Here is a 23562-nt window from a genome sequence, read left to right as displayed (position 1 = left end):
AATGGTAAAAAAATGCGGATTATCCAAGTTCCAAATACCCAACAATCTGGGAATCTATTCGTATTATTGAATTTCAGTTGCCGAATCGATTACCTCAGGAATGGTATCCAATGGTATGGAGTCTCCCATATCTGGGTCTGGAATAGTTTCTTCAAAAGAATCTTCTTCCTCTCCAACAAACTGTGAGAACTTGTCAATGTATTCATTAAAGATGATGGTCTCTGATTCGGCAAGTTCTCTATCTCGGTTTTGAATAAGAATATCGATGTTTCTTCGATAGGCCTGCATGTCCGTCAAAATATCATCAATTTTTTCATATTGCTCATCCAGTGGTATTTGAGAATAATACTCTAACCGTTCCTGATATACCTTCTTTAGTTTTTCATAAAGTGACCTCGCCTTTTCGGTTTCGCCTACTTTATAATATCCATCAACAAATGGCTCAACAAATGCATAAAAGCCATAATGCTCAACGGGCATATTGGTCATGGTTATATCAATAACATCCTTGGCTTTGTCAATTTTGTTCTCGTTGATCAAGGTTTCCATCAATCTGGCCAAATTACTCCTAAATGATAATCCTTGCGAACGCGTTTGTGGGTCATGATAGATTTTATCACTTGATGAATTGCCCCAATCCCATTTTTTTACAATATCGTACATGAGTTCGGTATCAATGCGCCCCATTTCAAATGAACTCTCATTTTTTGTTTTTATAGGGACAAGTTTGTACACTAATCCATCCAGTTGAAGATAATCTTTCATCCAAATATATTCGGCATTGTCAAAACTACCTCCGGAAAAGTAAATAGGTCTTTTCCAATCATTGTTGGCAATAAGGTCCAACATTAGGATTCTATTTTTGGGCAAAGCTGTTTTTGGAAGGTCAATGTCTATGTAATCCACTATTAAGGCAGAATCTTGTTCTTTGACCAATCCGCTTTCCAAAACATTCTTTTTATTTACGGGAATCCTGATTTTATTGGTAGGATAGTAAATGATATTCAAAGTGCCCTCTGGAACTTCACTGATATCCGCTCCTTGTTTTTCTAAAAGATATTTATACTTGGTCTGAGGTTTGTCACTGCCAATCCAGTTAATGAAATCTTTGATATTCCATCTGTTTTCGGTTACCCCTTGATAATAAACGGCGTCTCTTGAACCATATCGATATTTGTCATGCGTTAATTGCGAAGGAATAGGGTCACTTTCATACGCTTTGCGTTTCATTTGATCAATATACCAATCTGTGGCAAAGAGACTGGTGTTCACAGTACGGACATCAGTTCGGTGTCCTTCAATTTCTTGAACATACCATAATGGAAATGTATCATTGTCTCCTATGGTGAATAAAATGGAGCCGGCATCTTCTTTGCAGGAATCCAAATAGGCTTTTGCGGTAGAATTTGCAGTATATCTTCCAGAACGGTCATGGTCATCCCAGTTTTGGAAAGCCATTAGCAGTGGAACAGCCAATAGGCAGATTGTGGTAATTGCCGGAGCAGCTATTTTTGCCGATAAAAGTTTTCTAAACTCATCAAAAAGTCCATAAACCCCAATTCCGATCCAGATACAAAAAATATAGAAAGAACCCACTAAAGAGTAGTCCCTTTCCCTAGGTTGAAAAATATAGGGATTGGTGTAAAATTGAATGGCGAGTCCAGTAAATAGGAAAAAAACAAATAGCGCCCAAAAATGTTTTGGATTTTTGGAGATTTGGAATACCATTCCAATGATTCCTAACAATAATGGCAAGAAAAAGTATGTATTCCTTCCCTTGTTATTCTCCCAATCACTTGGAAGGTTATTTTGACTTCCTAACCGCAAACTATCTATAAAACCAATACCACTTAGCCAGTTCCCGTTTTCATCATATCTGCCCTGCATATCATTTTGTCGGCCTACAAAATTCCACATAAAGTAGCGCATGTACATGTAGCCAAACTGAAACTCGAACATGTAGCGAAGGTTCTGGCCTAAGGTAGGAGGCTCTACCTCAATATACTCCCCAAATTCTCGTAAAAAGCGAATGTATTGCTCAGAGTCCAGCTCACCTTGGCCATAAGCATTTTTAAACTGTGCCACCGCCTCTCTAAGGTCATTGTTGGAGATGTATTCTGATTTTATCCGAAACTCCAAAACTCCAAAATAGCGCATGTAGTTTTCGGCATGCTGGTCACTCCATAGTCTTGGAAGTAGTCCAACATGCTTTTTGTTGGGCCCCTGCATTGCATCTTTATAATTGTTGACAATTACATATTTGCCCAGCTTTAGGTCCTTTTCATACTTTGGACGATCATCTTTGTCTTCACCTGCCGGGGCAAATGCATCTGAGTAATAGGCTCCATAGAAAGGACTCTCCACTCCGGGATATTGTTCACGATTGTAATAGGCCAAAAGGGAACGTGCATCTGATGGGTCATTTTCGTTCACTACGGTATTTGCATTGGCCCTAATGGGGAGCATTAACCATGAAGAAAAACCAAGAATCAGAAACATTATGCATAATACTATAGTGTTTCCGGTCTGGAAATTGTTCTTTCTTGTATAGCGCAGTCCAAAGTAAAAGGCTGCAATAAAAAGCAGTCCCATTATGATGGTTCCTGAATTAAATGGTAGGCCTATGCTATTGATGAAGAACACTTCACTCCAACCAAACAGTTTTAACACATAGGTCAATGAGAATTTATAGACCAGCATTAAAAGGGCAATAACCAAAATGTTGGCCAGTAAAAAGTTTTTTACAGTAGTTGTTTTATATTTTTTGAAATAGAACAGAAGCCCTATGGAGGGAATGGCCAAAAAGCCCATAAACTGTATTCCAAAGGTCAATCCTATCAAAAAACAGATAAGCAATAACCAGCGATTACCTCTTGATTCATCTAGATTGTCCACCCATTTTAGGCCCAGCCATAGCAAAAGAGCCATGATTAAACTGGCCATAGCATACACTTCCGTTTCTACGGCATTGAACCAAAAACTATCGGAAAATGTAAAGGACAAAGCTCCAACCAGTCCACTTCCAAAAATTGCAATGGCCTTACTATTGGTTATGGCTTTTTTCTTTGAAATCATCTTTTTGGTCAAATTGGTAATTGTCCAAAAAGTAAAAAGTACGGCAAATGCACTTGAAACAATTGATACGGCATTCACCATTAAGGCAATTTTGGTTTCGTCTCCAAAGGCAAAAATAGAAAAGAAGGCACCTATCATTTGCAAAAGTGGAGCTCCGGGAGGGTGGCCTACCTGTAATTTAGCAGAGGTGGTAATGTATTCCCCAGCATCCCAAAAACTTCCTGTAGGTTCAACGGTTAGGGCATAAACAATAAATGCAATGGCAAAGGAAGCCCATCCTAAGATGGTATCCCATTTCTTGAAGTCTTTTGCAAACATAAAGATGGCGTTTACCAAGTTGGGGCGAATTTAGTAAATATAGTAGAGACGACTATTGAATTTTGGAAAAGCTTTAACAATGGGGCTTGAGAAAAATATGTCTGGATTCTTATTAAATTATTTGTCGAAACCAAAGTTTGTTTTAAATTTGCACCCTCTTATTGGTAAATGACCCATGGTGTAATTGGCAACACAGCTGGTTTTGGTCCAGTCGTTCTAGGTTCGAGTCCTAGTGGGTCAACAAGAAATCCCTTGATAGTTGATTTTCAATTAGATAGGGATTTTTTATTATAAAAAAAACTGTTGAAGTGGCTAGAGTTCTTATTCCCAAAACTAAAACAGCATTCTCTGCATTGGAAATTTCTTTATGTCCTGAAGTTTATAATTGTTGGATCATACCTTTACTTAGTACTTTTCCTTTTCAAGGTAATTCCATAAATTATTTCCTAATCCTCCGCCATTATCCGAATTTGTGAAAAGAACATATCCCCAATCTTTTTCAGTATCTATCAGAAACCAACTCGTAAAGCCTTCATTGTTGCCGTCATGAATATATGTGGTGCTGTATTTTCCATCTGGGTTAAGGAAGCCCAGAGTGTAATAAATATTCATTCCAGTACTTGTTGTAGCTGTTTTTGAATGATGTTTTAACAGTTCGTCATAACTTTCCAAGGATAATAGTTCTTTGTTCATAATGGCAATCATCCATTTTGAAAAGTCAAGGGACTCTGTGTGCATTGAAGATGGAGCTACAAACTTATCTTTATCTTTTTTATACCAATAACTGTTTTTCCAATCTACCCGTTTGCCATTTTTATTATAAGGCTCCGCCTTTTTTTTCATTATGTATGAGTTCGGGACAAAGACGGTGTGTTTCATGTCCAACGGTTTCGCCACCATATTTTGGAATGAATTTTCGAGCCCCATCCAATCGGTATTGTCCAGATGCTTTAAAACCTTGGCCAAGTATTGATAACCTTCTCCAGAGTATTCATAACCTGTCCCTGGATCAAACTTTATCTTCAATTTGCGATCAGTTTCATTTTCTCTCCAATTTGGAAAACCTGACCGATGACTCAACACCATTCTAGCGGTTATTTTCTTATATCTTGCATCATGCTCAATATCAGGATAAGGTAAATACTCAAATAGAGGTTTATCCAAATCCAACCTACCTTCCTCAACATATTTCATAGCGAAAAATGCGAAAACGGATTTTGATAACGAGGCGGCTTCAAATATGGTTTTATCTGAAACTGCTATTTTTTCTTCTTTATTAGCATATCCGAAAGTATTGCGATATGCTACTTTCCCGTCATTGATTATTGCAAAAGATACCCCTGGAATATCCAGTTCTTTCATTTTTGATAAGATATAACTATCCAATGAATCTTTTGGAACATAGACTCCGATATATGACTTTATTTCAATGTCATCCTGAGAAAAACAACTTGCAAAGGAAAGCGAAAATACTAGTGTGATGATTTTGAGATAGTAATATTTCTTCACTTCGATAAAGCTAAATTTATTTAAACACCCTGATATAATCCACTATCATAGAGCTTTCAGTAAACTCTGGGTCAATATCTGGCTCTATTGCTATATTAAATAGCAAGTAATAATCAGAATCATAAGGCCAGGTATCAATATTTTTTGTAGATGGATTGTATTGGAAATGTTCAACCCCATCAATACTGAAAATCATTTTCTCCTTGGTCCATTCCAACGTATAAATGTGAAATTCAGTTGAAGCGTTTTTTATGTTTTGGCCACCTAGGTTTTTTACTATATCACCATAACTTGACCCATTGTGGACAGCACTGGATACATAGTCTTGATTTTTCCCCCAATGTTCTAGGATATCTATCTCTCCACAATTAGGCCAGTTAACAGTGCCAAACCCTTTATTGTCCCAATAGGCTCCATCTTCATTAATATTTTTATTCAACATCCAAATAGCAGGCCAAGTGCCCGTTCCTGTTGGTAATTTCGCCTTGACTTCTACTTTTCCATAGGTAAAAGCAAATTTTGAATTAAGTCTGGCAGCTGTATACTGCTTAATTTTTCCCTGATCCTCATATTCTTCTTTTTTAGCAACAAGGTGTAGATATCCATCTTTCAAATAGGTATTGGTTTCTCTATCTGTATAATGTTGAATCAATCCTCCCCACCAATTACCTCCTGGGGGAAGCTGAGTTTGGTGAAACCATTTGTTGGAATCGATCATTCCTTCACCCTCAAATTCATCTGCCCAAACCAGCGTGTTAAATTTAGAGTCCCTAGAATCAGTTGTAGTACCGGCTAAATTATTATCATTGGGAAGGTTCTTGTTGAAAATTGTATAGGAAAAAAGTACTATCCCTATCGTTATCGCAATAATTAATAATCCCCGTTTCATTGTTGTCAAATGTTAAGTATTCTGCTATGCTAATCGTTTAAACTGGACTATTTGTGCCCTAGTCGTTTTGATTGAAAAGATTTTTTTGCTGTATGACATCAACACGCATAATTTTTCCTGTTTCGTCAAAAGTGAAAATTTCTACCACAGAACTTCCTTCTTCTTGATCTGGAGTAAGCCAAACTTTATCATGCATAATCAGTCTGTTATCTATTTCAGCCAAGTGTTGGATTTCATTTCTAATATGGGGATATCTTTGGAGATGTTCCGCTCTGTTCTTGTAAAGAGCTTGAATGCCATCAACCCTAAGTGTAAATTTGCTGTTCTCACCATACATATAAACTTTTACATCTTTACTGAAATTCTCAACATATAGCATGGCATCTTTTTGATTAACAGCCCTTACAATACTTTTTGCTCTTTCTGATTTAGACACTTCTTGAGCTTTTAAAAATTGTGGGAACAACACTAGGTTTATCAGTACCAACAGTTTTAGTTTTTTCATCTCATTTTTATTCTAGTGTCTTCATAAGCTCAGGACACAAACTCATGACATTATTGGCCATTGTACCCAAAGCAGAAATATTGGATAAAATAATGACCCCATTTTCTTCTTCAGTATCAATTATCATAGAAGAGGTATATCCTCCTGTTCCTCCATTGTGCCAATACCAAATGGCTTCTGATTCTGTTGTTATGATGCCCCATGCCAATCCGGTAGAGAAGTTATCTGTTGCTTTATGAAAAGGGGTTCTGGTCAAGCCAAGATCTTTATTGTTATCATCGAAATGGGCGATGGCAAACTTGGTTAAATCCTCAGTTGTAGATAAAATTCCCCCTGCACCCATTAATATGGACATGTCCCAGTTGGAAACTTCTTGCCCATTTTCGTTAATACCTAAAACGAGCTTGTCCATTACTTTGGATCTAATAGTAGTTGAGTTGGACATCTGGTGTCTGTCAAATATTTTGGTTTGAACCAAATCACCATAGGTCGAGTTGTCAATTTCACCCAATACGCAACCAAGTAATCCAACTCCTAAATTTGAATATTCAGATTTTGTTCCTGGTTTCTCAGACATAACCAGTTTTTCTGAGAGATCTAGTTTTAACTTTTCTTCATTATAATCTTTGTAGGGGTTTGTCAAATCGATGGAAGGTGAGCTCAAACTTTCCGGTAACCGAGGTAGTCCGGACGTATGGGTGGCAAGTTGTTTAAAGGAGATTGGGACATTGTCCTTAATTGTGAAATCTATAAAATCATTGATATTATCGTCTAGCTCTATTTTACCTTCAATGACAAAGTCCGCAAGAAGTGTCGCGGTAAATACTTTGGTAATAGACCCAATTTCGAATACACTTTTGTGATTTTCAATAGTCAAAATAGAGTCGTTTGCCCGTTTTGCCCCATAATATTTGGCCTTCCCGTTACTAATGATCGCTATTGAAATTTGTGCCTTATTTGGAAATCCTTTGACCTTTTCAAATATTAAATCAGATTGTTCCTTAGTTAATTCAGTTGTAAGGTCAACTTGACCATTTCCAATATGGAATGCCAAAAGGAGAATTAGTTTAAAAAAATGGTTGTTCATTAGATTATTTGATGTTGCTGAAAGTGAGGAGTTTAACAAGATACGTCATATACCCAAATTGGGAGATTGTTTTATTGATTTTTTTGTGACCTTTTATTTCCGCAATCTGCACACATTTTTGCTTCTGGAGTTCTATATGGCTTACCACAGTTCTGGCACGAAGGTCCATATTGAGCAATTCTATGATGCATAATCGCATTTGGCTCTGTTTCTTCAAATCCAGTTATTTCTCTGTAATAATCGAGCAATGGTTTAAACCCTTCCTCTCTCGTCATTCCGGATATTCTTCTTTTGAATGATTTAAGATACAGTTTGTGGGCGATTGCATACTCCTCTTCATTCAACATTGGAATTTCCATTTTACATCTCCAACACCAGAGTTTTTTCATCGTCTATTTGAACTATTATTAAAAAGAAAACACCCTTTTAAAGAAAGTCTTGCCATCACCAATTAGTGACTTTTAGTATTTTCTGAAAAATATCATTGTTCTCATAAATTCCTTCAAACTCTTCTGAGCCAGGCCCAAAGGCAAATACGGGAATTAAAGTGGCAGAATGCCCGCCATTTGAAAATGTCATGCCCGCCTCACTGTAATCACTATACTCGGTTCCATCTTCTCTTTTCTTCTTTTTTGCGGACAAGGTAAAACCACCTGTTTCATGGTCAGAGGTTACAATAACCAAAGTATTTCCATCTTTCTGGGCATAATCCAACGCTTTGCCTATAGTATCATCAAAATCAATTAGTTCGGATACTAAATATGGTCCGTTGTTTTCATGTCCGGCCCAATCTATCTGGGAACCTTCGGCCATTATAAAAAAACCATGATCATCTTTACTTAAAAATTGAATGGCCAATGTAGTTGCTTTGGCAAGGAAATCCCCTCGACCTTCAGCTGCTGGTAACATATCATCTGGAGCTAAAAGATATCCTGCTTTTTCACTTGATTTGATTTTGGAAAAATTCCCGAGAGAGGTGGTGTCAATTGTAAATTTATTATCAGTTAAATCATTCAATAAGTTTTGACCATCTTTACGTTTATTGAAAAATTGCAAACCTCCACCTGCAAAAAAGTCCACTTCAGATTGCGTCAATTGCAAAGCTATTTCCTCTGCCAATCCTCTATTTAAGGTGTGAGCAAAGAAACTTGCAGGAGTGGCATGCGTAATGGAGGATGTTGCCACCATTCCGGTTTTAATGTTTTTTAAGGAAACAATCTCCACTAAATTTTTTACATCTGTGGAATCATCTGCAACGCCAATAGCCCCATTGTATGTTTTTACCCCACAGGCGAAAGCGGTAGCTCCGGCGGCAGAATCTGTTACGTCTTGCCTAGATGATGAGGTTTTTATAAGACCTATACTCTTGAATCGAGCATAGTTTGGTGCAGACTCCTTGAAATAGAAAGCAGAGGAAATCTGCGATAATCCCGTACCATCACTAATCAGTAAGATAACGTTTTTGGGAGTGGTAACTTCCTTGTTTATTGTAGTATCAGATTTACAAGCAAGAAATGTGGTTGCAATAAAAGCTAAAACAATTTTTCCAAAGCTCATTCGATTTTCAATTTATGGTTCGTTTAATTTTTTTACAAGGTAATAAGAACTTCATTGAATTGTTTTAAGGGGCAAATATGTTTTGGGAATTAATTTTTTCGAATATCTACCTAAAAATGTTTTAGATAAATAGCTCAGGAGAACCAAAGGAAGTGATACGGACTAATGAATGAATAGGATAACTTCTCTAAAAAAAGTGTTATGTTTCTTGGTCTTACTTGCCAATACAAATGATTTCTTTAAGAGTTCTGTGGTATATATTTCCATTTGCAAAACTTAAAGAATTTACCGTCCAAGTTTTTCCCTTTTCCCCTAAATCGTTAATTGCCACTATCGCAGTTTCGTCAAAATTTTCAGTGGTTGTATCAATTACATAAACAATCCCCAAAGCATTTGTGAAAAATAGATAATCATTGATCATGGTTGGAGAGCCCAAAAAGGATCTTTGAAACCCGTCTCCCAAAATTCTGGAGTCAGTGCTATGAAGTTGCCCTCTTGAATTTAGGCCATCATTTTTTTGAGGTGTTTTCCAAATAAAACTACCATCTGGATTTATTTCACGAGGCAATTCTAAATGCTCGTTCTTGCCTGTTTCAATATTATGACGAGCAACAAAGGGTTGGTGCATAACCATATAAAATGTATGGTCATTCACAGACATGTTACAATGAAACTCATTTTCTAAATTTTTTAGCTCCACATTTTCTTTTAAAACATGCTGTTTTGTTTGTTCATCATAGATATATTGATTTACAAAGTTGAGCGGATTTTGTCCAATAAGTTCCCCTGTATTTGAATCAATGACCACATTATCTTCTCCTTTGTTGGTCCAAGAGATTTTATGTTTATCCCAATGCTGTGTGTTAAGTGCTCCATAGCCAGAGATTTCATTTGGAACTTTGGATTCCCAGTTCCATAGGGCAACACCCGCTTTTTCCCCCTCTAAACCGATCAAACTTAACCCTACAGGGCGTTCTGGAACCCCGTGAGGCCCTCCTCGACCAATTAATATTGCAGGTTTTTTATCAATTGTCTCACCCAATATTGGTGTATTGTAATGTGTTATGGCTTCCTCTGTTACCCAAAGGCGTTTTCCTGAGTTTTTGTCAAAAGCATGTAGATAGTTCCATTCTTGTATTCTCGTTGAATCATTTTTTTCAGGAGGTTCTACATTTAAAATTAAATCATCGTACAAAGCAGAATCAAATTGTTTATTGAATGGTCTACCCACTGTGGGCATCCAAGTCCTTTCCCAAATTAAATCTCCATCCATGGAAAAGCATGCCATGCCTCCACTTGCATTAATTGCCCAAACATGCTCTCCATCCGTTATGGGGCAGGGTGATGTTGAATCACTAAAACCATAATTATATTCACTGGGAAGTTCTCCCTTAATCCTTTTGGTCCAAAGAGTTTCTCCATTATCGGCATTCATACAATAAAGAATAATGTCCGCTCCATATGCTCTGGTCTTTAAAGCATCAGAGGTCTCATTCAGTTTGTTATGGTATTCAATCAATTTGTCAGATGTTGAGTGAACAAAATCAACGAGGCTTTGTGCAGTTGCTGAAAGGTTTTTACCTAACTCATTCTCTCTTTTCAATTTATTAGCAATACCTTTTTTATTTTCTTTGGAAGCATTTTGATAGTTTTCGTCCTTTTCTAAAAAAGCTGTCCATTTTTTGTTAGCAGTGCTATAAGTGTTCAGTGTTTTTTGAAATGCTGGGTCCCTTTCTTTTTTTAAATCATTTAGCACAACATCATAGTACGTATCATACGCATTCTTTGCTTTATTATGTTGATTCTGTAGTTCTGAAAAAGAAGGCGTATCCAATGGGGGGTTTATGGTAAAAAATATTTTCTTGCCCCAAACTGCGATGCCGCTTTGACCTCCAGCAGGCAGAGCTTTTTTCCATTTAATGTTTTCCCCTGTACGAACTGACCATTTTGTGGGTACTTTTGAAGAAGTCTTTATTTTCCAACTACCATCTGGCCCACCTGACATTGGCCATTGATTATCACTATTTTCGACCTTAACTATACTGCTATGATCTTCACCACAGGAAATGAATACAGAACAAAATATGATAAGTAATGCAAAATTTATGGCATTCGGAAAGTAGGTTCTCTTGGTATTATTGAATTTCATAAAATTAATTGCCATTTATGGTTTTTATAGTGCTATATCCATAATATCCAACAAAGGCCAAACACAGAGCGGGAAGAATAAAAGAGAAGTTAACTTCAGGAATGTAACCCAATAGTTTTATATCAGCAAAACCATCGCCTCCAAGATCTAAAATGGCTGCTTGGGCAATGGGCATCAAAGCACCTCCAACAATTGCCATTACCAGTCCTGCCGAACCAATTTTGGCTTCATCTCCCATATTTTTTAAAGCAATACCATAAATTGTTGGGAACATAATGGACATAAATACAGAAATAGCCACTAAAGAAATCAATCCGGCAATGCCAGGTAGTATTATGGCGCCAATGCTAGCAATAGCACCACCTGTACCAAAAAGCATCAAAACCCTTGAAGGGTTAACTCTTTTCATTATGCCTGTGCCTATCCAACGGCCGCTTAAAAACAATACCATTGCAGCTATGTTATAATTTGTTGCTGTTATATTCCATCCCGTACTTTCATTTAAATTATCTACGTATTGAAATATATAGGTCCAACACATTATTTGAGATCCTACGCATGCCGCCTGCGCCAAAACGCCTTTTAAATAAATTTTGTTCTCAAACAACTTTTTAAAGGATAGGGACAAAGTCATTTTATCCTCAACTGATGTTTTTGGAATTCTAGTAAAGAAAATAATAGTCATTATTATTAAAACCAAAACTCCCAAACTCAAATATGGAATACTGATAATATTGAGGTCATTTTCACGGATTACAGCCAATTCAGCTACCGATAAAGCGCTATAGGCTTCCGTAGTATAGTCGTCTGAACGCAAAGCAGCAAGAACAAATACTTGTGCAATGATCATTCCCGTTAACGAACCTACCGGATTGAAGGCTTGAGATAGATTTAGACGTTGTGTAGCAGTTCTTTTGTCTCCCAATGCCAAAATCAAAGGATTTGCTGTTGTCTCCAGAAACGCCAATCCACATGTAATTACCCATAATGAGATTAAAAAATATGTATACTCTTCGTACAAGGCAGCTGGGTAGAACAAAAATGCTCCAATTGCGTATAACACAAGACCTAAAAGAATGCCAGACTTATAACTAAAACGTCTAATGAAGAGAGCGGCAGGAAGAGCCATAAAAAAATACCCAAAATAAAATGCAAACTGAATTAAGGACGCTTGAATGTTTGACAACTCTGGCATTACCTTTTTAAAAGCGGATACCATGGGGTTTGTTAAATCATTGGCAATTCCCCATAAGGCAAATAGTGATGTAATTATTATAAATGGAAATAATAGGTCTTTACTTACTATAGGTACTCTTTTAGTATTGCTCATGCACTATTTTGTATAACTGATGTTTAAAGAATTGAGGGTAGGGGGCCAGTACTATCCGAAAATTGTTCTGTTTCAACATCTACTTTGTTTAACATACTTACAAATAGATTGGATAAAGGCACATGTTTTTCATCAAATTTGGTGTAGCTACCATGATTTACCCCTAAATTGGAACCGCCAGCTAAAACAAGAGGGTAATTCCTTGCATTGTGTGTTGAACTACAAGCACTACCATATAGAATAAGCGTATTGTCCAATAATGAACCATGCTCATCTGAAGTGTTTTTCATTTTGTCAATAAAATATGCAAACTGCTTGGACAGCCATTGATCATAGCGTCCCCATTCTTCCCAATGTCCCCTGCTTTTATCATGGGAAATACCATGGTGTCTTTTCAGCCCCAGAGCTATTTTTGAAAAACTATCACCAAACCCCATACCATCTTCCCTTGCCATCATGTAACTAATTACCCTGGTTGAATCTGTTTGAAACCCTAGTACAATTAAATCTAACATGGAACGCACGTAATCTTGAGGTGCCGAAGTTGGATCTACATCCAGATTGATTAAACTGGCATCAAAATCTTTCATAGGGACATCCAGCCATTTTTCATTACGACTCAATTGTTCTTCTACCTGGTTCAAAGATGTTAAGTACTCGTCCAATTTTGCCTTGTCATTTGATCCTAAACGATGTTGAAGACTTTTACTGTCTTCCAAAACCAAATCAACTATTTTTTTGCCTTGATGCAAACTTTTTCGTCGCTCATTGGTTGAGGCTCCTCCGCCAGGAGAGAAGTAACGCTCAAAAATTTCACGTTGCCTATGTTCTGAAGGAATAGGTCTTCCTGATGAATTGAATGATAAGGTTGACACCCTTGATTTGTAACCAACCCCACCATCTGTTGATAATGAAAGTGATGGAAAACGGGTGTAGCGACTCAATTTCTTTGCGGCTACCTGGTCTACGGAAATACTGTTTCTGTATTCCCCTCTTAAATCTCCTCCAGTTAACCATGTGTCTCCAGCTATGTGTCCCAATACTTGGCGACTATAGGGGTGGCTAAGGCCTCCCATAATTGAAATATCATTTCTATGGGGTGTTAAGGGTGATAATGATTTGGTCAATTTGTAATCGGTGCCTTCGCCATTTGGAAACCAGCTCCAATCTTTGTGATACGGACTTTCAACAGGTGGCAACCCTACACCATTTGGAAAATAAAGAAAGCATAGACGTTTTGGGGACATGGGATCCATAAATTTTGAAATGCTACTCATTCCCATGCCTTCAAAATACGGAAGCATACATGTTACTCCCAATCCTTTTAAAAAAGTACGACGATCTAAATGCCAAGGTTTTTTGCTCATGACCCAAATATTTTTTGAAACCAGTTTTGTTCTTTTTTATAAAATGACGGACTCTGAATGATTTGAGCTATAACCGTCTGAAAGCGGAAATCATTCTCCATAACTTCCTCTACTATATGATCAATCTCTTTTTCATCGGCAAAACTAACATCCCGTCCCAATGCATATGCATAAAGATGTTCTACCAAAGATCTTGTAAAGTCTTGTTTCTTCAATTCTAAAATATAATCCTTGATTCCCTGAATGCCTTCAACTTCGGTTCCATCAGGTAATTTGGATTTAGTGTCTATGGACTTTCCTTTGGAAGTTAATTGAAATCTACCAACTGCGTCATAATTTTCAAAAACAACCCCAAAAGGATCAATTTTACGGTGGCAATCTAAACAGGATGCCTTATTTCTGTGTAAAAATAGCTGTTCTTTTAAGGTCAGGTCTTCAAAACCAGGGGTTTCTGGATCCAATTCTGGAACATTTGGCGGTGGCGGTGGCGGTACATCCCCTAATATTTTTTCTTTTAACCAAACAGCTCGTTTTATTGGATGGGCCTGTACACCATCAGAGTGCCCATTTAAAAAAGCTCCTTGTGAAAGTAACCCGCCCCTATTCATTTCTTCTGTTACTGCTACTGGGCGAAATGCATTCCCTTGCACTCCTTCAATTTCATAAAATTCCGCTAGATTTTGATTGAGCATGGCAAAATCTGAATCTATAAGATTCAAAATACTCATATTATTCTTTAAGACGTAATTGATGAACTCATAGGTTTCTTTGGTCATGTCTTCTTTTACAAACCTGGTGTAATCTTCATACTCGCCAACATCCGTATCCATCATTTTATGCCTATCCAATCGCAACCATTCATAGGCAAATGAGCGTACCATTCTGGACACTCTTGGGTCTTTTATCATGCGTTCAATTTGCTCTGGCAATTCATCGTACAGTTCACCTTCGGTTGCCAAAGCAATCAATGTTTCGTCTGGGGGCGAGTTCCATAGAAAGTAAGATAGTTGCGATGCTAAAAAGAACTCATTTTCGAAGTTTTCTTCTTCATGTTTTTCTGGTTGATAGATATAAATGAAGTTGGGAGAACACAAAATGGCAACCAAAACTTCTTTGACACCATCCTCGTAGCGATCAAAATCATCTTTGATGTTCCTCCAAAAATCCATGTAACGTGATAATTCACCGTCATTAAGTTTACGCCTATAAGCCCGTTCTATGAAATTGCCCAAAACTTCCTGCGTATAGATTTCTTCATTTGCTTTATTTGGTGAATCAAAAAAGATGTCCGTATGACTTTTTGGAGGCCAAACTGGGTGGTATGGAGCTTCAAATTCTACTGATTTGATAAGTAACGGAGGACCGCTAAAATTACTTTCTTTTACCAAGTGGTTGTTCCAAAGCCCAATGGTCATCATATTGGCAAGATCACCACTTACTTGGGAAGCGGCTAACGGAATTGGCAAATTCTCCAATCTTCCCTTAAATTCAAAAAACTGAGATTCTCCCAAGGGTGCAGTTACTTCTTTGCTAAGGTCAAAGGTTTTATAGTCCATTCCATCATCTGTTCTGGAACCGGCAAATGCCTGAATGGAAGGGTTGATGGACTCATATTTTAAATCATTTCTCTTTGCTTCTTCTTCTAGAATTTTTGGAGACAGATCATCTTTTGATAATGGAGTGATCAATATATCACTAAATCCAACAAAAAACTTACCTCCAATAAAGCCTCTATGGTCTCCCTCGGACAAATATGCCAATGTAACCGGAGTGATAACTTGATCAACGGCATTTTGGGTTTTATCCATATACAAACGCTTACTCACCATGCCATTTTTGTTTCCTCCAAAAAGGTTTAATTGGTAAGATGGCATGCCATCTTCTGATGCATATGGGTGAATTAAATCAACTTGGTATATTCCAGTTTTGGGAACGTTGTATCTGAATTGAGCAAATGAATTATCAGCAACATTCTCTGGTATTAACCATTTATTACTATCCAATGTCAAATTTTGGGACCTTTCAACATCTTTAGCAGAGATATGTATGGTTTCTGAGGATTGAGGTGCTACATCGTTTTTTCTTAAATCTATTAAACGTTCATCGTCTGGAGACCAAGAGCTATAACCTCGAGATGCCTCAACCCTAAAAACAAAATCTCCGATTCGAGGAAAATCCTCTCTAATCAACATCTTTAAATTAGGGGATGGCCCTTGCCATGATTTTGGGGCTACTTCCTTTGCTGGCAATGCAGAATTTAATAACAATCCTTCCTCTACAATGGTATAACGATTACTCGCCGAACCTCTCATACCGATTCCTATCTTATTTTTTAGGGCAATTAAGGTGTCTTTTTCTTGAGTTGTTATATACTCAACTTGCTTTCCATCGTCATCCAGTACTTCAATCAAAAAATCTCCTTTTTTGATAGCGGCCGTTTGATAGCCTCCGTATTCGGCCCCAGTTTCATTACTATCAATTTGTTTTCCCAAAGTGACTTTGTACCTTTTTGATTCAGGTTTTTCTCCAAAAACTATGGCTTTATCCAAAGCTTCACGGGCTATTTTTTGATAATAATCTATATGTAAAGATGATACTTGTAATACATTGCCATTGTTGCTGAATCCCATTTTTGATTTTCCATCGTCTGGTAAAACATCTCCAAAATTGACTGCAACACCAAGTAATTGATTTAATGTGTTTGTGTATTGTTCTTTTGTTAACCTTCGCATGATACCTTTGTCCGCATCTTGCTTGGCAATAGCTGCTTGTTCCAAATTATTGGTCATCCACTCAACTATTTTTCTACGTTCATCATCTTTCAGTTGAGGTTCTTCTTCTGGAGGCATTTCACCAGAATTTATCATATCTAAAGCTGAGTGCCATCCCTCTGCGTCCGGTCCGTTGATCATATCCCAACTTAAAACATCCAAACGAATACCTCCTTTTTCTTTCTCGGGGCCATGACATTCAAAACAATACTTGTCCATTATAGGTTTTACCTCCTTGGCAAAGTATTGGGCTTCTATAGAGGTTGAATCTCCTTGTTTGTTAATTGCCATGTATCCATCGTAAGGGGTCACTCCCAAAAAAGTCTTCAATCCAGATGGCATGTATTTGGTTAAGTAATTTGAACCATGGGTTAAAGTTCCCCCATAATGCCCTGCAACTGACAATAAAACAACATTGACAAATAAAAACACTCTATACAGTTTACCTGCTTTATTGCCTGTTTTTGATGTTTTTTTCTGGCGTAAAACAAGCAGCCAAACACATATTAACGCAGTAAACCAACCAAGCCATTGGTGACGGCCCAAGGCCTCATCATTGTAATTGCCGCTATAAGCCAAAAAGAACCCAACAATAACGGTTGGAACGATGGTCAAAACTGAAAACCAAAGTAAAATGGCACATGCAGAATCTAAATTCAAATTTGGTCTGCGTATGTTGATAAACTCCATTAAGGACAAGGCGATCAAAGCACCTATGGGAAGGTGCAATATCAAAGGGTGAAAACGACCAAGAAAAGAAACCGAGGTATTTTCAATTTCACCAAACATTGGGATAAAAAGAAGTCCAAAGAGTATTATTGTGGAAACAATTACAATTGTTAGTTTATGCTTCATAAAAACTTAAATAGTTTTATAATATTTATCTTTTTAAAACCAATTTTTAGTGGCAATCTTTCTTGATATAAGCACTAATGTTTTCAAACATCCCTCAAAATCAATGAATTCAACAGGATTTTTTTGCTTGATTTCTGAGAGATTATTATCACTCAAAAAACAATATTATAAATTAAGAAAGATAAAATCTCCACCAAATCTGACTGATATTGATACTATTTTTGCGAATTTGACGGTAAAAAGCAAAATGAAGTGGTTTTTTTAACAGAAAACCCGGATTTACCAAAAAAAGGAGCTTCTAAGATGGGGGTATTATGTCAAATAAACAGGTCAAAATACTGGGGAAGGATCTAATTCTTTTGTTTTTCTTGTGGTTATTTTAAACATCATTGTTGTTGCCGTGAACAAAACGAATTTTAAGAATAGCACGCGCCAAATTGTTTATTTAAACTTTTACTATTTTTAACAAATACCTTTATCGTTTTGAAGTCAAGTAAATTAGCTTCACCTTAAACTAATCTATTACAATTTGGATATTGTTTTTTTAACCCAGGTTTCAACTTTCTACGGTTGGTGGCAGTTTTCAGTATGTCTTTTTGCATTTCTTGCTTTATTGTCTATTTGGTATCATATTGGCAAAAAACAAGATGATTTTGGTCAAGTATGGTTGGCACTTTCAATTCTTTGTTGGTCTCTGTCCGGTTTAGTTGAAATACTATACCAAGCGGACATTGGATTGGATATACATTTCAAAGAAGGATTTACAAGTGTATTTTCACTATTGAACAGTCTTTTTATTCTCCTGTCCTTGCCATGGTTCAGATACCTCCCCAAGCCACTTGAACCTTTGATAAAGTCCAATTTTTGGCCTTATGTGATTGGTATACCATTTGTGTTTGCCCTTTTCCCTACACTTCATAAAATGTTTCTTGCAAAAGCAGCTTCAACAATAAGTGAACTGGATGTTTATTATGCTTTGCTGACATTGTTTTTTTTGGGCTTTGTTTTGTGGGAATCATTTGTTAAAAGAAGGCTTCCTTTGTTGGGTTGGCTATCAATAATCACGGTTTTTGTGACCTTATTGGCCCAAATGTATAAGCTTTTGGATGATACAATTAATCTATTGTTGTTCTCTGCTATATTTAAGACATCCTTGATTATGGTGTTTTTTGCGCTTGCCTTGAGTTGGGTTAAAGAACTTACTGAGACCTTAATTCCAAACCCTCACCAACTAAAGCTTTATTTCTTTAAAAGTGATAAATTAGGGAACAAGGATAATTTTAAGGTTTCTGTACAAGGCTTTTCAGGAACTAAGGACAGAATTGTTCAACTTACACCAGCACTTTATAAATTGTTAAGGCTTTTTGCTGAGCGCAGACTTAGCTCGGAAAATGGATGGTTAGAGATTAAACCCAAAAACTTTGATGTATCCAAAACTTACGATATTAATGATCATAATGAGCTAAAAAGGCTGATTGTATCCATGTTGGATAGTTTGTTTGGCAAACAATGCTGGACCAAAGATATGCACTATGTTCCCTTGAAAGACGCGTTATTTGAAATGTCAGAAAATAGAGAGAGGAGAATAAGGCTGCTATTGCCAAAAGAGAGCATCATCATTGAGGATAACTGATGTATTCCATAATTTGTCAGTTTTTGAACTACTGACATTTTCAGATTCATTCCGACATTACCCCATTAATTCAATTCTGCTAATGAAATTTCAGAAACTTTTTGGATTATGGGAATGCTTTACTTTTTGAATTTTCAACTGTTTTCAATTACATCTGTAGTTGCTTTTTCATCAGCGCAAGGACTGGATGAAAGAATCAATAATGCCTTTATGCCTTTTGCGGTATGGTGGGAAAATTTGATCTTATCGGAAATATCCATATTGGGTTATGGAATTCCTGTAGTTTTAATAGTTTTGATCATAGGGGCCTTGTTTTTTACCCTTTACTTTGGATTTGTAAACGTTCGTCATTTTCCTACAGCCATACAAGTGGTTCGTGGAAAATATGATGAACTAGAGAACGCTGGCGTAAAGCTAAAAACTATTGTTCATGAAGTTGACGGGGATTTAAAAGGAACTATTAAGGATGAGGGGCATTTAGGTGAAGTGAATCATTTTCAAGCTTTGGCAACTGCAGTGTCCGGTACCGTTGGCCTTGGTAATATAGCGCTGGTGGCAGTGGCTATATCCATTGGTGGGCCTGGAGCTACTTTTTGGATGGTGTTGGCCGGTTTATTAGGGATGTCCACCAAGTTTGTGGAGTGCACCCTTGGCGTAAAGTACCGTGATATTGATAAAGATGGGACCGTTTTTGGAGGGCCTATGTACTATTTATCTAGAGGGCTTAAAGAGAAAAGACTTGGATATTTGGGGAAGTTTTTGGCTGTTGTTTTTGCTGTGCTATGCATTGGAGCATCTTTTGGCGGTGGCAATGCTTTTCAAAGTAATCAGGCAGCAGCACAGATAATAGGTTTATTTGAGTTTTCTGGTTCTGCTACGGGAAGCATAATAGGGTTGGTGTTTGCTATTTTGGCCGGAATTGTGATTATTGGAGGAATCAAAAGGATAGCCAAGGTGACTGAAAAAGTAGTCCCTGTTATGGCAATTTTGTATGTGGGTGCCGCGCTGTTCATTATTTTTTCCAAAATTGAATTGATGGGTGAAGTCTTTGGACAGATTTTTTCTGAAGCGTTCACTCCTAAAGCAACAATTACAGGAGGGTTTGTAGGTGTCATGATACAGGGTTTTAGGAGGGCTGCATTTTCTAACGAAGCTGGTGCTGGGTCAGCTGCCATTGCTCACTCGGCAGTAAGCACTGGATATCCAGCTTCTGAAGGATTGGTTGGGCTACTGGAACCTTTTATTGATACTGTATTGATATGTACAATGACTGCGGTTGTTATTATCCTTTTTAACATGGATGGAGCATTTATATATGGAGATGTGTTGGATGGACAAGCGCTATTTAAGGATGGAAGCCGTTTAGGAGGGGTGAACATTACATCCCTAGCTTTTGAAAATTCAATAAAGGGCTCTTCTTATGTTTTGATGATCGCAGTATGCTTATTTGCATTTTCTACTATTTTATCTTGGTCGTACTATGGCCTTCAAGCTTGGAAGTATCTTTTTGGGCGAGAAAAACTCACTGATTTAACTTATAAGGTGTTGTTCCTCATGTTTACGGTTTTAGGAGCTGCAATTACTTTGGATGCCGTTATAAAGTTTTCAGATGCCATGATATTGGCATTGGTTTTTCCAAATATGATAGGTCTGCTTATTCTGTTCCCTAATGTGAAGAATGAGTTCAAGAAATACATTGTTCTTATTTCAAAAAACAAATCGGATTAAAAAAATGTCCATGAAATGCAATGCTTATTTTAAATAATCAAAAGTGTTTACAACTTCATACTTAAGGCTCCGTTGCATAAACTCATTTAAAAATGCAGTATGACTTCCTCCAGATAAAATAAAGACCCTATCCTTTTTTGTTAGTGGGAGCCTATTTAAGTTTGAATAGATTCTTAGGTTTCTTTTATAGTATTCTGCAGCTTCATCGGCGCCCTCATAACCATTTTTGGAACCAACATAGGTCAATATGTCTGCGTTGGCGGTAATCAGAAAATCTAAAAATTTAGGATGGTTCATCCTTGATAGTTTTTCTGCCAAGGACAACCCCTCTTCAAATATGTTCAATTCTGGAATTGATGCAAATGGATTGGATTGGAAATTATTAAATGTTGCCGAATCAATTTCATTTTTCAAATCGTTGTTGATATTGTAATTATACTCTAATCGGTAATCAATACCATAAAGTTTTTCTACGTTATTGATACGGCCAACCTCAAAAGCAACCAGTCCAACCTCCCCATAATATGTAGATGCCTTATTTGGGGATTTTAGATATTTCGTGTATTCGGTATTCAATTCTTCACTTTCACTTGCAGGAACCTCTACGCAAATAACAGTGGGCCCGAAAGCTGAAATCATTTGTGCAATTTTCTTGGCGTCTTCTTGGTTTTTTCTGTTTTGCTCATCAAATTCGACGCTCTTGGAATCTGATGTGTTGCCCATATGGAAGGTTGCAAAATTCAGTACTTTTATTTTATCGGATTCTTGTGAGTCCTCTTGGAGATTTCCTTGAGCAGTATGTTGTGTTTTCTCATTACAGCTTAACACAAATAGTGCCGTTATAAAAATTAAGTGTTTCATTATCGAAGCAATTTGGTGAATATCCATTTCAGGGATAATTATCTTAGGGTGTTATAGTTTGGTAAATGAAATGGAGAATCTTGTTCCATTGTTTTTTTGTGATACTCTGTTACACATATGGACGCAATATTTCATGGAATAGTTGTCTGGCCAATATTATTTTTTAAAAAGATATGGTTTTTTCGTAGGTTTTTGTGAATCAACCTTAGTCCAAATACAGAATGGAATTCCAATTTTAAACAAAATCAAGGTTTTTTATTTAAGGTTATTTGGGTACATTCCGCCTGTAAACTGATAAATGGTTATGAAGAATTCCCAAAAAACCTTTCTTTTTGTTTGTTTAGCACTTTTTGCTCTCAGTTGTTCTAAAAAGAAGACCAAAGAAGTACAACCCAAACAACACCCTAATATTATTTTTGTTCTAGCTGATGATTTAGGCTACGGTGACATATCAGCCTTTAATAACGATTGTAAAATAAGTACCCCATATTTGGATCAGCTTGCAGAAGAAGGAATGCGATTTACTGATGCCCATACTTCCTCCGCCGTTTGCACCCCAACGCGATATGGAATTATGACGGGAAGATATAATTGGAGGAGCACTTTAAAAGAAGGAGTTTTAATTGGGGCTTCTAAAGCGTTGATTCCAAAAACAAGAACAACTGTGGCTTCTATTCTTAAAAAGAATGGATACAGTACTGCATTTATTGGAAAATGGCATTTAGGATGGGACTGGGCATTGAAAAACCCTGATTTGGAAGCTACTACTGGTTGGCAAGACACCACCTTTACCAATATTGATTATACCAAACCTGTAAAGAATTCTCCAAATGACCTTGGTTTTGATTATGCGTATGGGCATAGTGGTTCTTTGGATATGGCTCCCTATGTATATGTGGAAAATGGTATGGCCACTCAAATACCAGATTCTACAACAGTTAATACTGGGAAATACTCTTGGTGGAGAAAAGGACCTACTTCCAAAGATTTTATCCATGAAGACGTTACGCCTAATTTTTTCCGAAGGGGGATTAAATATGTAAAAGAGCAAGCTGATAAAGAAGATCCATTTTTTCTCTATTTGGCATTACCATCACCGCATACTCCCATTTTGCCAACCAAAGAATGGCAAGAAAAAAGTGGTCTTAATCCTTATGGAGATTTCATGATGATGATTGATGACTACATGGGTAAATTAAATGACGCTGTAAAGAATGCTGGAATTGAAGATAATACCATAATTGTATTTACAAGTGATAATGGTTGTTCTCCTGCCGCAAAAATTGAAGAACTTACGGAAAAAGGCCATTACCCTAGCTATATTTACAGGGGGCATAAAGCGGATATATTTGAAGGAGGCCACCGTGTACCTTATATAGTGAAATGGCCAGAAAAGGTAAAAAAAGGCTCCGTTAACCCTCAAACTATTTGTACAACAGATTTTGCGGCAACTTGTGCGGCCATTGTAGGGTATGAGCTAAAAGCAAATGAAGCAGAGGATAGCTATAACATGCTACCGCTTTTGAATCAAGAGCCTATTAAGGGTGATTTTAGGGAAGCTACGGTGCATCATTCCATCAATGGTAGCTTTGCTATTAGAAAAGGAGATTGGAAATTGATTATGTGTCCAGATTCTGGTGGATGGAGTTTTCCAACACCAAACAATAAAAAGGCTTTGGATGGGTTGCCCAAAGTGCAGTTGTACAATCTAAAGAATGACCCTGCTGAATCTAACAATCTACAGGCATCAAATACCGAAAAAGTAGAAGAACTCAGAAGGCTGCTCACCAAATATATCATAGAAGGTAGAAGTACGGAAGGAATAGCCCAAAGGAACGATGGTGAAGATGCAATTTGGAAGCAGTTGTGGTGGATGGATAATGAGAATTGACCTTAATTAAAGTATCAAAAAAAAATCTCATTGAAAT

At 37.0% G+C, this 23562-nt stretch carries 15 protein-coding genes and 1 tRNA gene; 4 read left to right on the top strand and 12 right to left on the bottom strand.

What is annotated here, in order from left to right:
- Nucleotides 1-63 precede the first annotated feature (63 nt).
- Nucleotides 64-3393: a glycosyltransferase family 117 protein gene (locus tag CRO15_RS14305; RefSeq protein WP_097046516.1), complete on the bottom strand. Its 3330-nt coding sequence runs from the start codon at nt 3391-3393 to the stop codon at nt 64-66.
- A gap of 169 nt (nt 3394-3562) precedes the next feature.
- Here CRO15_RS14305 and CRO15_RS14300 point away from each other — a divergent pair.
- Nucleotides 3563-3634, top strand: a tRNA-Gln gene (locus tag CRO15_RS14300).
- A gap of 164 nt (nt 3635-3798) precedes the next feature.
- Here CRO15_RS14300 and CRO15_RS14295 read toward each other — a convergent pair.
- The 10 genes from CRO15_RS14295 to CRO15_RS14250 all read right to left on the bottom strand — a co-directional run bounded on the left by CRO15_RS14295 (nt 3799) and on the right by CRO15_RS14250 (nt 17412).
- On the bottom strand, nt 3799-4902 hold the full coding sequence (locus CRO15_RS14295; protein WP_207763897.1) for a serine hydrolase domain-containing protein: 1104 nt from the start codon (nt 4900-4902) through the stop codon (nt 3799-3801).
- A 16-nt stretch (nt 4903-4918) separates the two neighbouring features.
- Entirely contained in the window at nt 4919-5791 is an 873-nt protein-coding gene (locus CRO15_RS14290) for a glycoside hydrolase family 16 protein (RefSeq protein ID WP_097046514.1), read from the bottom strand.
- A 58-nt stretch (nt 5792-5849) separates the two neighbouring features.
- On the bottom strand, nt 5850-6296 hold the full coding sequence (locus CRO15_RS14285; RefSeq protein ID WP_097046513.1) for a hypothetical protein: 447 nt from the start codon (nt 6294-6296) through the stop codon (nt 5850-5852).
- Nucleotides 6297-6303: 7 nt separating this feature from the next.
- Nucleotides 6304-7383, bottom strand: a complete 1080-nt coding sequence (locus tag CRO15_RS14280; protein ID WP_097046512.1) for a serine hydrolase domain-containing protein — start codon at nt 7381-7383, stop codon at nt 6304-6306.
- 71 nt (nt 7384-7454) lie between these two features.
- Nucleotides 7455-7772 carry a hypothetical protein gene (locus CRO15_RS14275; RefSeq protein WP_097046511.1) on the bottom strand — a complete coding sequence of 106 codons (318 nt, stop codon included), beginning with the start codon at nt 7770-7772 and terminating at the stop codon, nt 7455-7457.
- Nucleotides 7773-7827: 55 nt separating this feature from the next.
- The gene (locus CRO15_RS14270) at nt 7828-8940 is read right to left on the bottom strand and encodes an alkaline phosphatase (RefSeq protein WP_097046510.1); all 1113 of its coding nucleotides are present in this window, start codon (nt 8938-8940) and stop codon (nt 7828-7830) included.
- A 214-nt stretch (nt 8941-9154) separates the two neighbouring features.
- Nucleotides 9155-11104 (bottom strand): PQQ-binding-like beta-propeller repeat protein, encoded by a 1950-nt coding sequence (locus CRO15_RS14265; RefSeq protein ID WP_097046509.1) that lies wholly within the window; start codon nt 11102-11104, stop codon nt 9155-9157.
- Nucleotides 11094-12419 carry an L-fucose:H+ symporter permease gene (gene fucP / locus CRO15_RS14260; RefSeq protein WP_097046508.1) on the bottom strand — a complete coding sequence of 442 codons (1326 nt, stop codon included), beginning with the start codon at nt 12417-12419 and terminating at the stop codon, nt 11094-11096. The genes CRO15_RS14265 and fucP overlap by 11 nt, the downstream gene beginning before the upstream one ends.
- 23 nt (nt 12420-12442) lie before the next feature.
- Nucleotides 12443-13786 carry a DUF1552 domain-containing protein gene (locus CRO15_RS14255; RefSeq protein WP_097046507.1) on the bottom strand — a complete coding sequence of 448 codons (1344 nt, stop codon included), beginning with the start codon at nt 13784-13786 and terminating at the stop codon, nt 12443-12445.
- Complete coding sequence (locus CRO15_RS14250) at nt 13783-17412, bottom strand: DUF1592 domain-containing protein (RefSeq protein ID WP_097046506.1); 3630 nt, start codon at nt 17410-17412, stop codon at nt 13783-13785. Before CRO15_RS14250 ends, CRO15_RS14255 begins: the two co-directional genes overlap by 4 nt.
- 529 nt (nt 17413-17941) lie before the next feature.
- Here CRO15_RS14250 and CRO15_RS14245 point away from each other — a divergent pair.
- Nucleotides 17942-19045: a hypothetical protein gene (locus tag CRO15_RS14245; RefSeq protein WP_097046505.1), complete on the top strand. Its 1104-nt coding sequence runs from the start codon at nt 17942-17944 to the stop codon at nt 19043-19045.
- A gap of 114 nt (nt 19046-19159) precedes the next feature.
- Entirely contained in the window at nt 19160-20773 is a 1614-nt protein-coding gene (locus CRO15_RS14240) for an alanine/glycine:cation symporter family protein (RefSeq protein WP_207763908.1), read from the top strand.
- A gap of 24 nt (nt 20774-20797) precedes the next feature.
- Here the strand turns inward: CRO15_RS14240 and CRO15_RS14235 are convergent, their stop codons facing one another.
- The gene (locus CRO15_RS14235; protein WP_097046503.1) at nt 20798-21634 is read right to left on the bottom strand and encodes a DUF5694 domain-containing protein; all 837 of its coding nucleotides are present in this window, start codon (nt 21632-21634) and stop codon (nt 20798-20800) included.
- A gap of 304 nt (nt 21635-21938) precedes the next feature.
- Between CRO15_RS14235 and CRO15_RS14230 the strand changes: the two genes are divergently transcribed.
- Nucleotides 21939-23525, top strand: coding sequence for a sulfatase family protein (locus CRO15_RS14230; RefSeq protein WP_097046647.1), 1587 nt, complete (start codon nt 21939-21941; stop codon nt 23523-23525).
- Nucleotides 23526-23562 lie beyond the last annotated feature (37 nt).

Source organism: Flagellimonas pacifica, assembly GCF_900215465.1.
GTDB lineage: Bacteria > Bacteroidota > Bacteroidia > Flavobacteriales > Flavobacteriaceae > Flagellimonas > Flagellimonas pacifica.
This window is presented reverse-complemented; position numbering and strand designations above follow the sequence as displayed.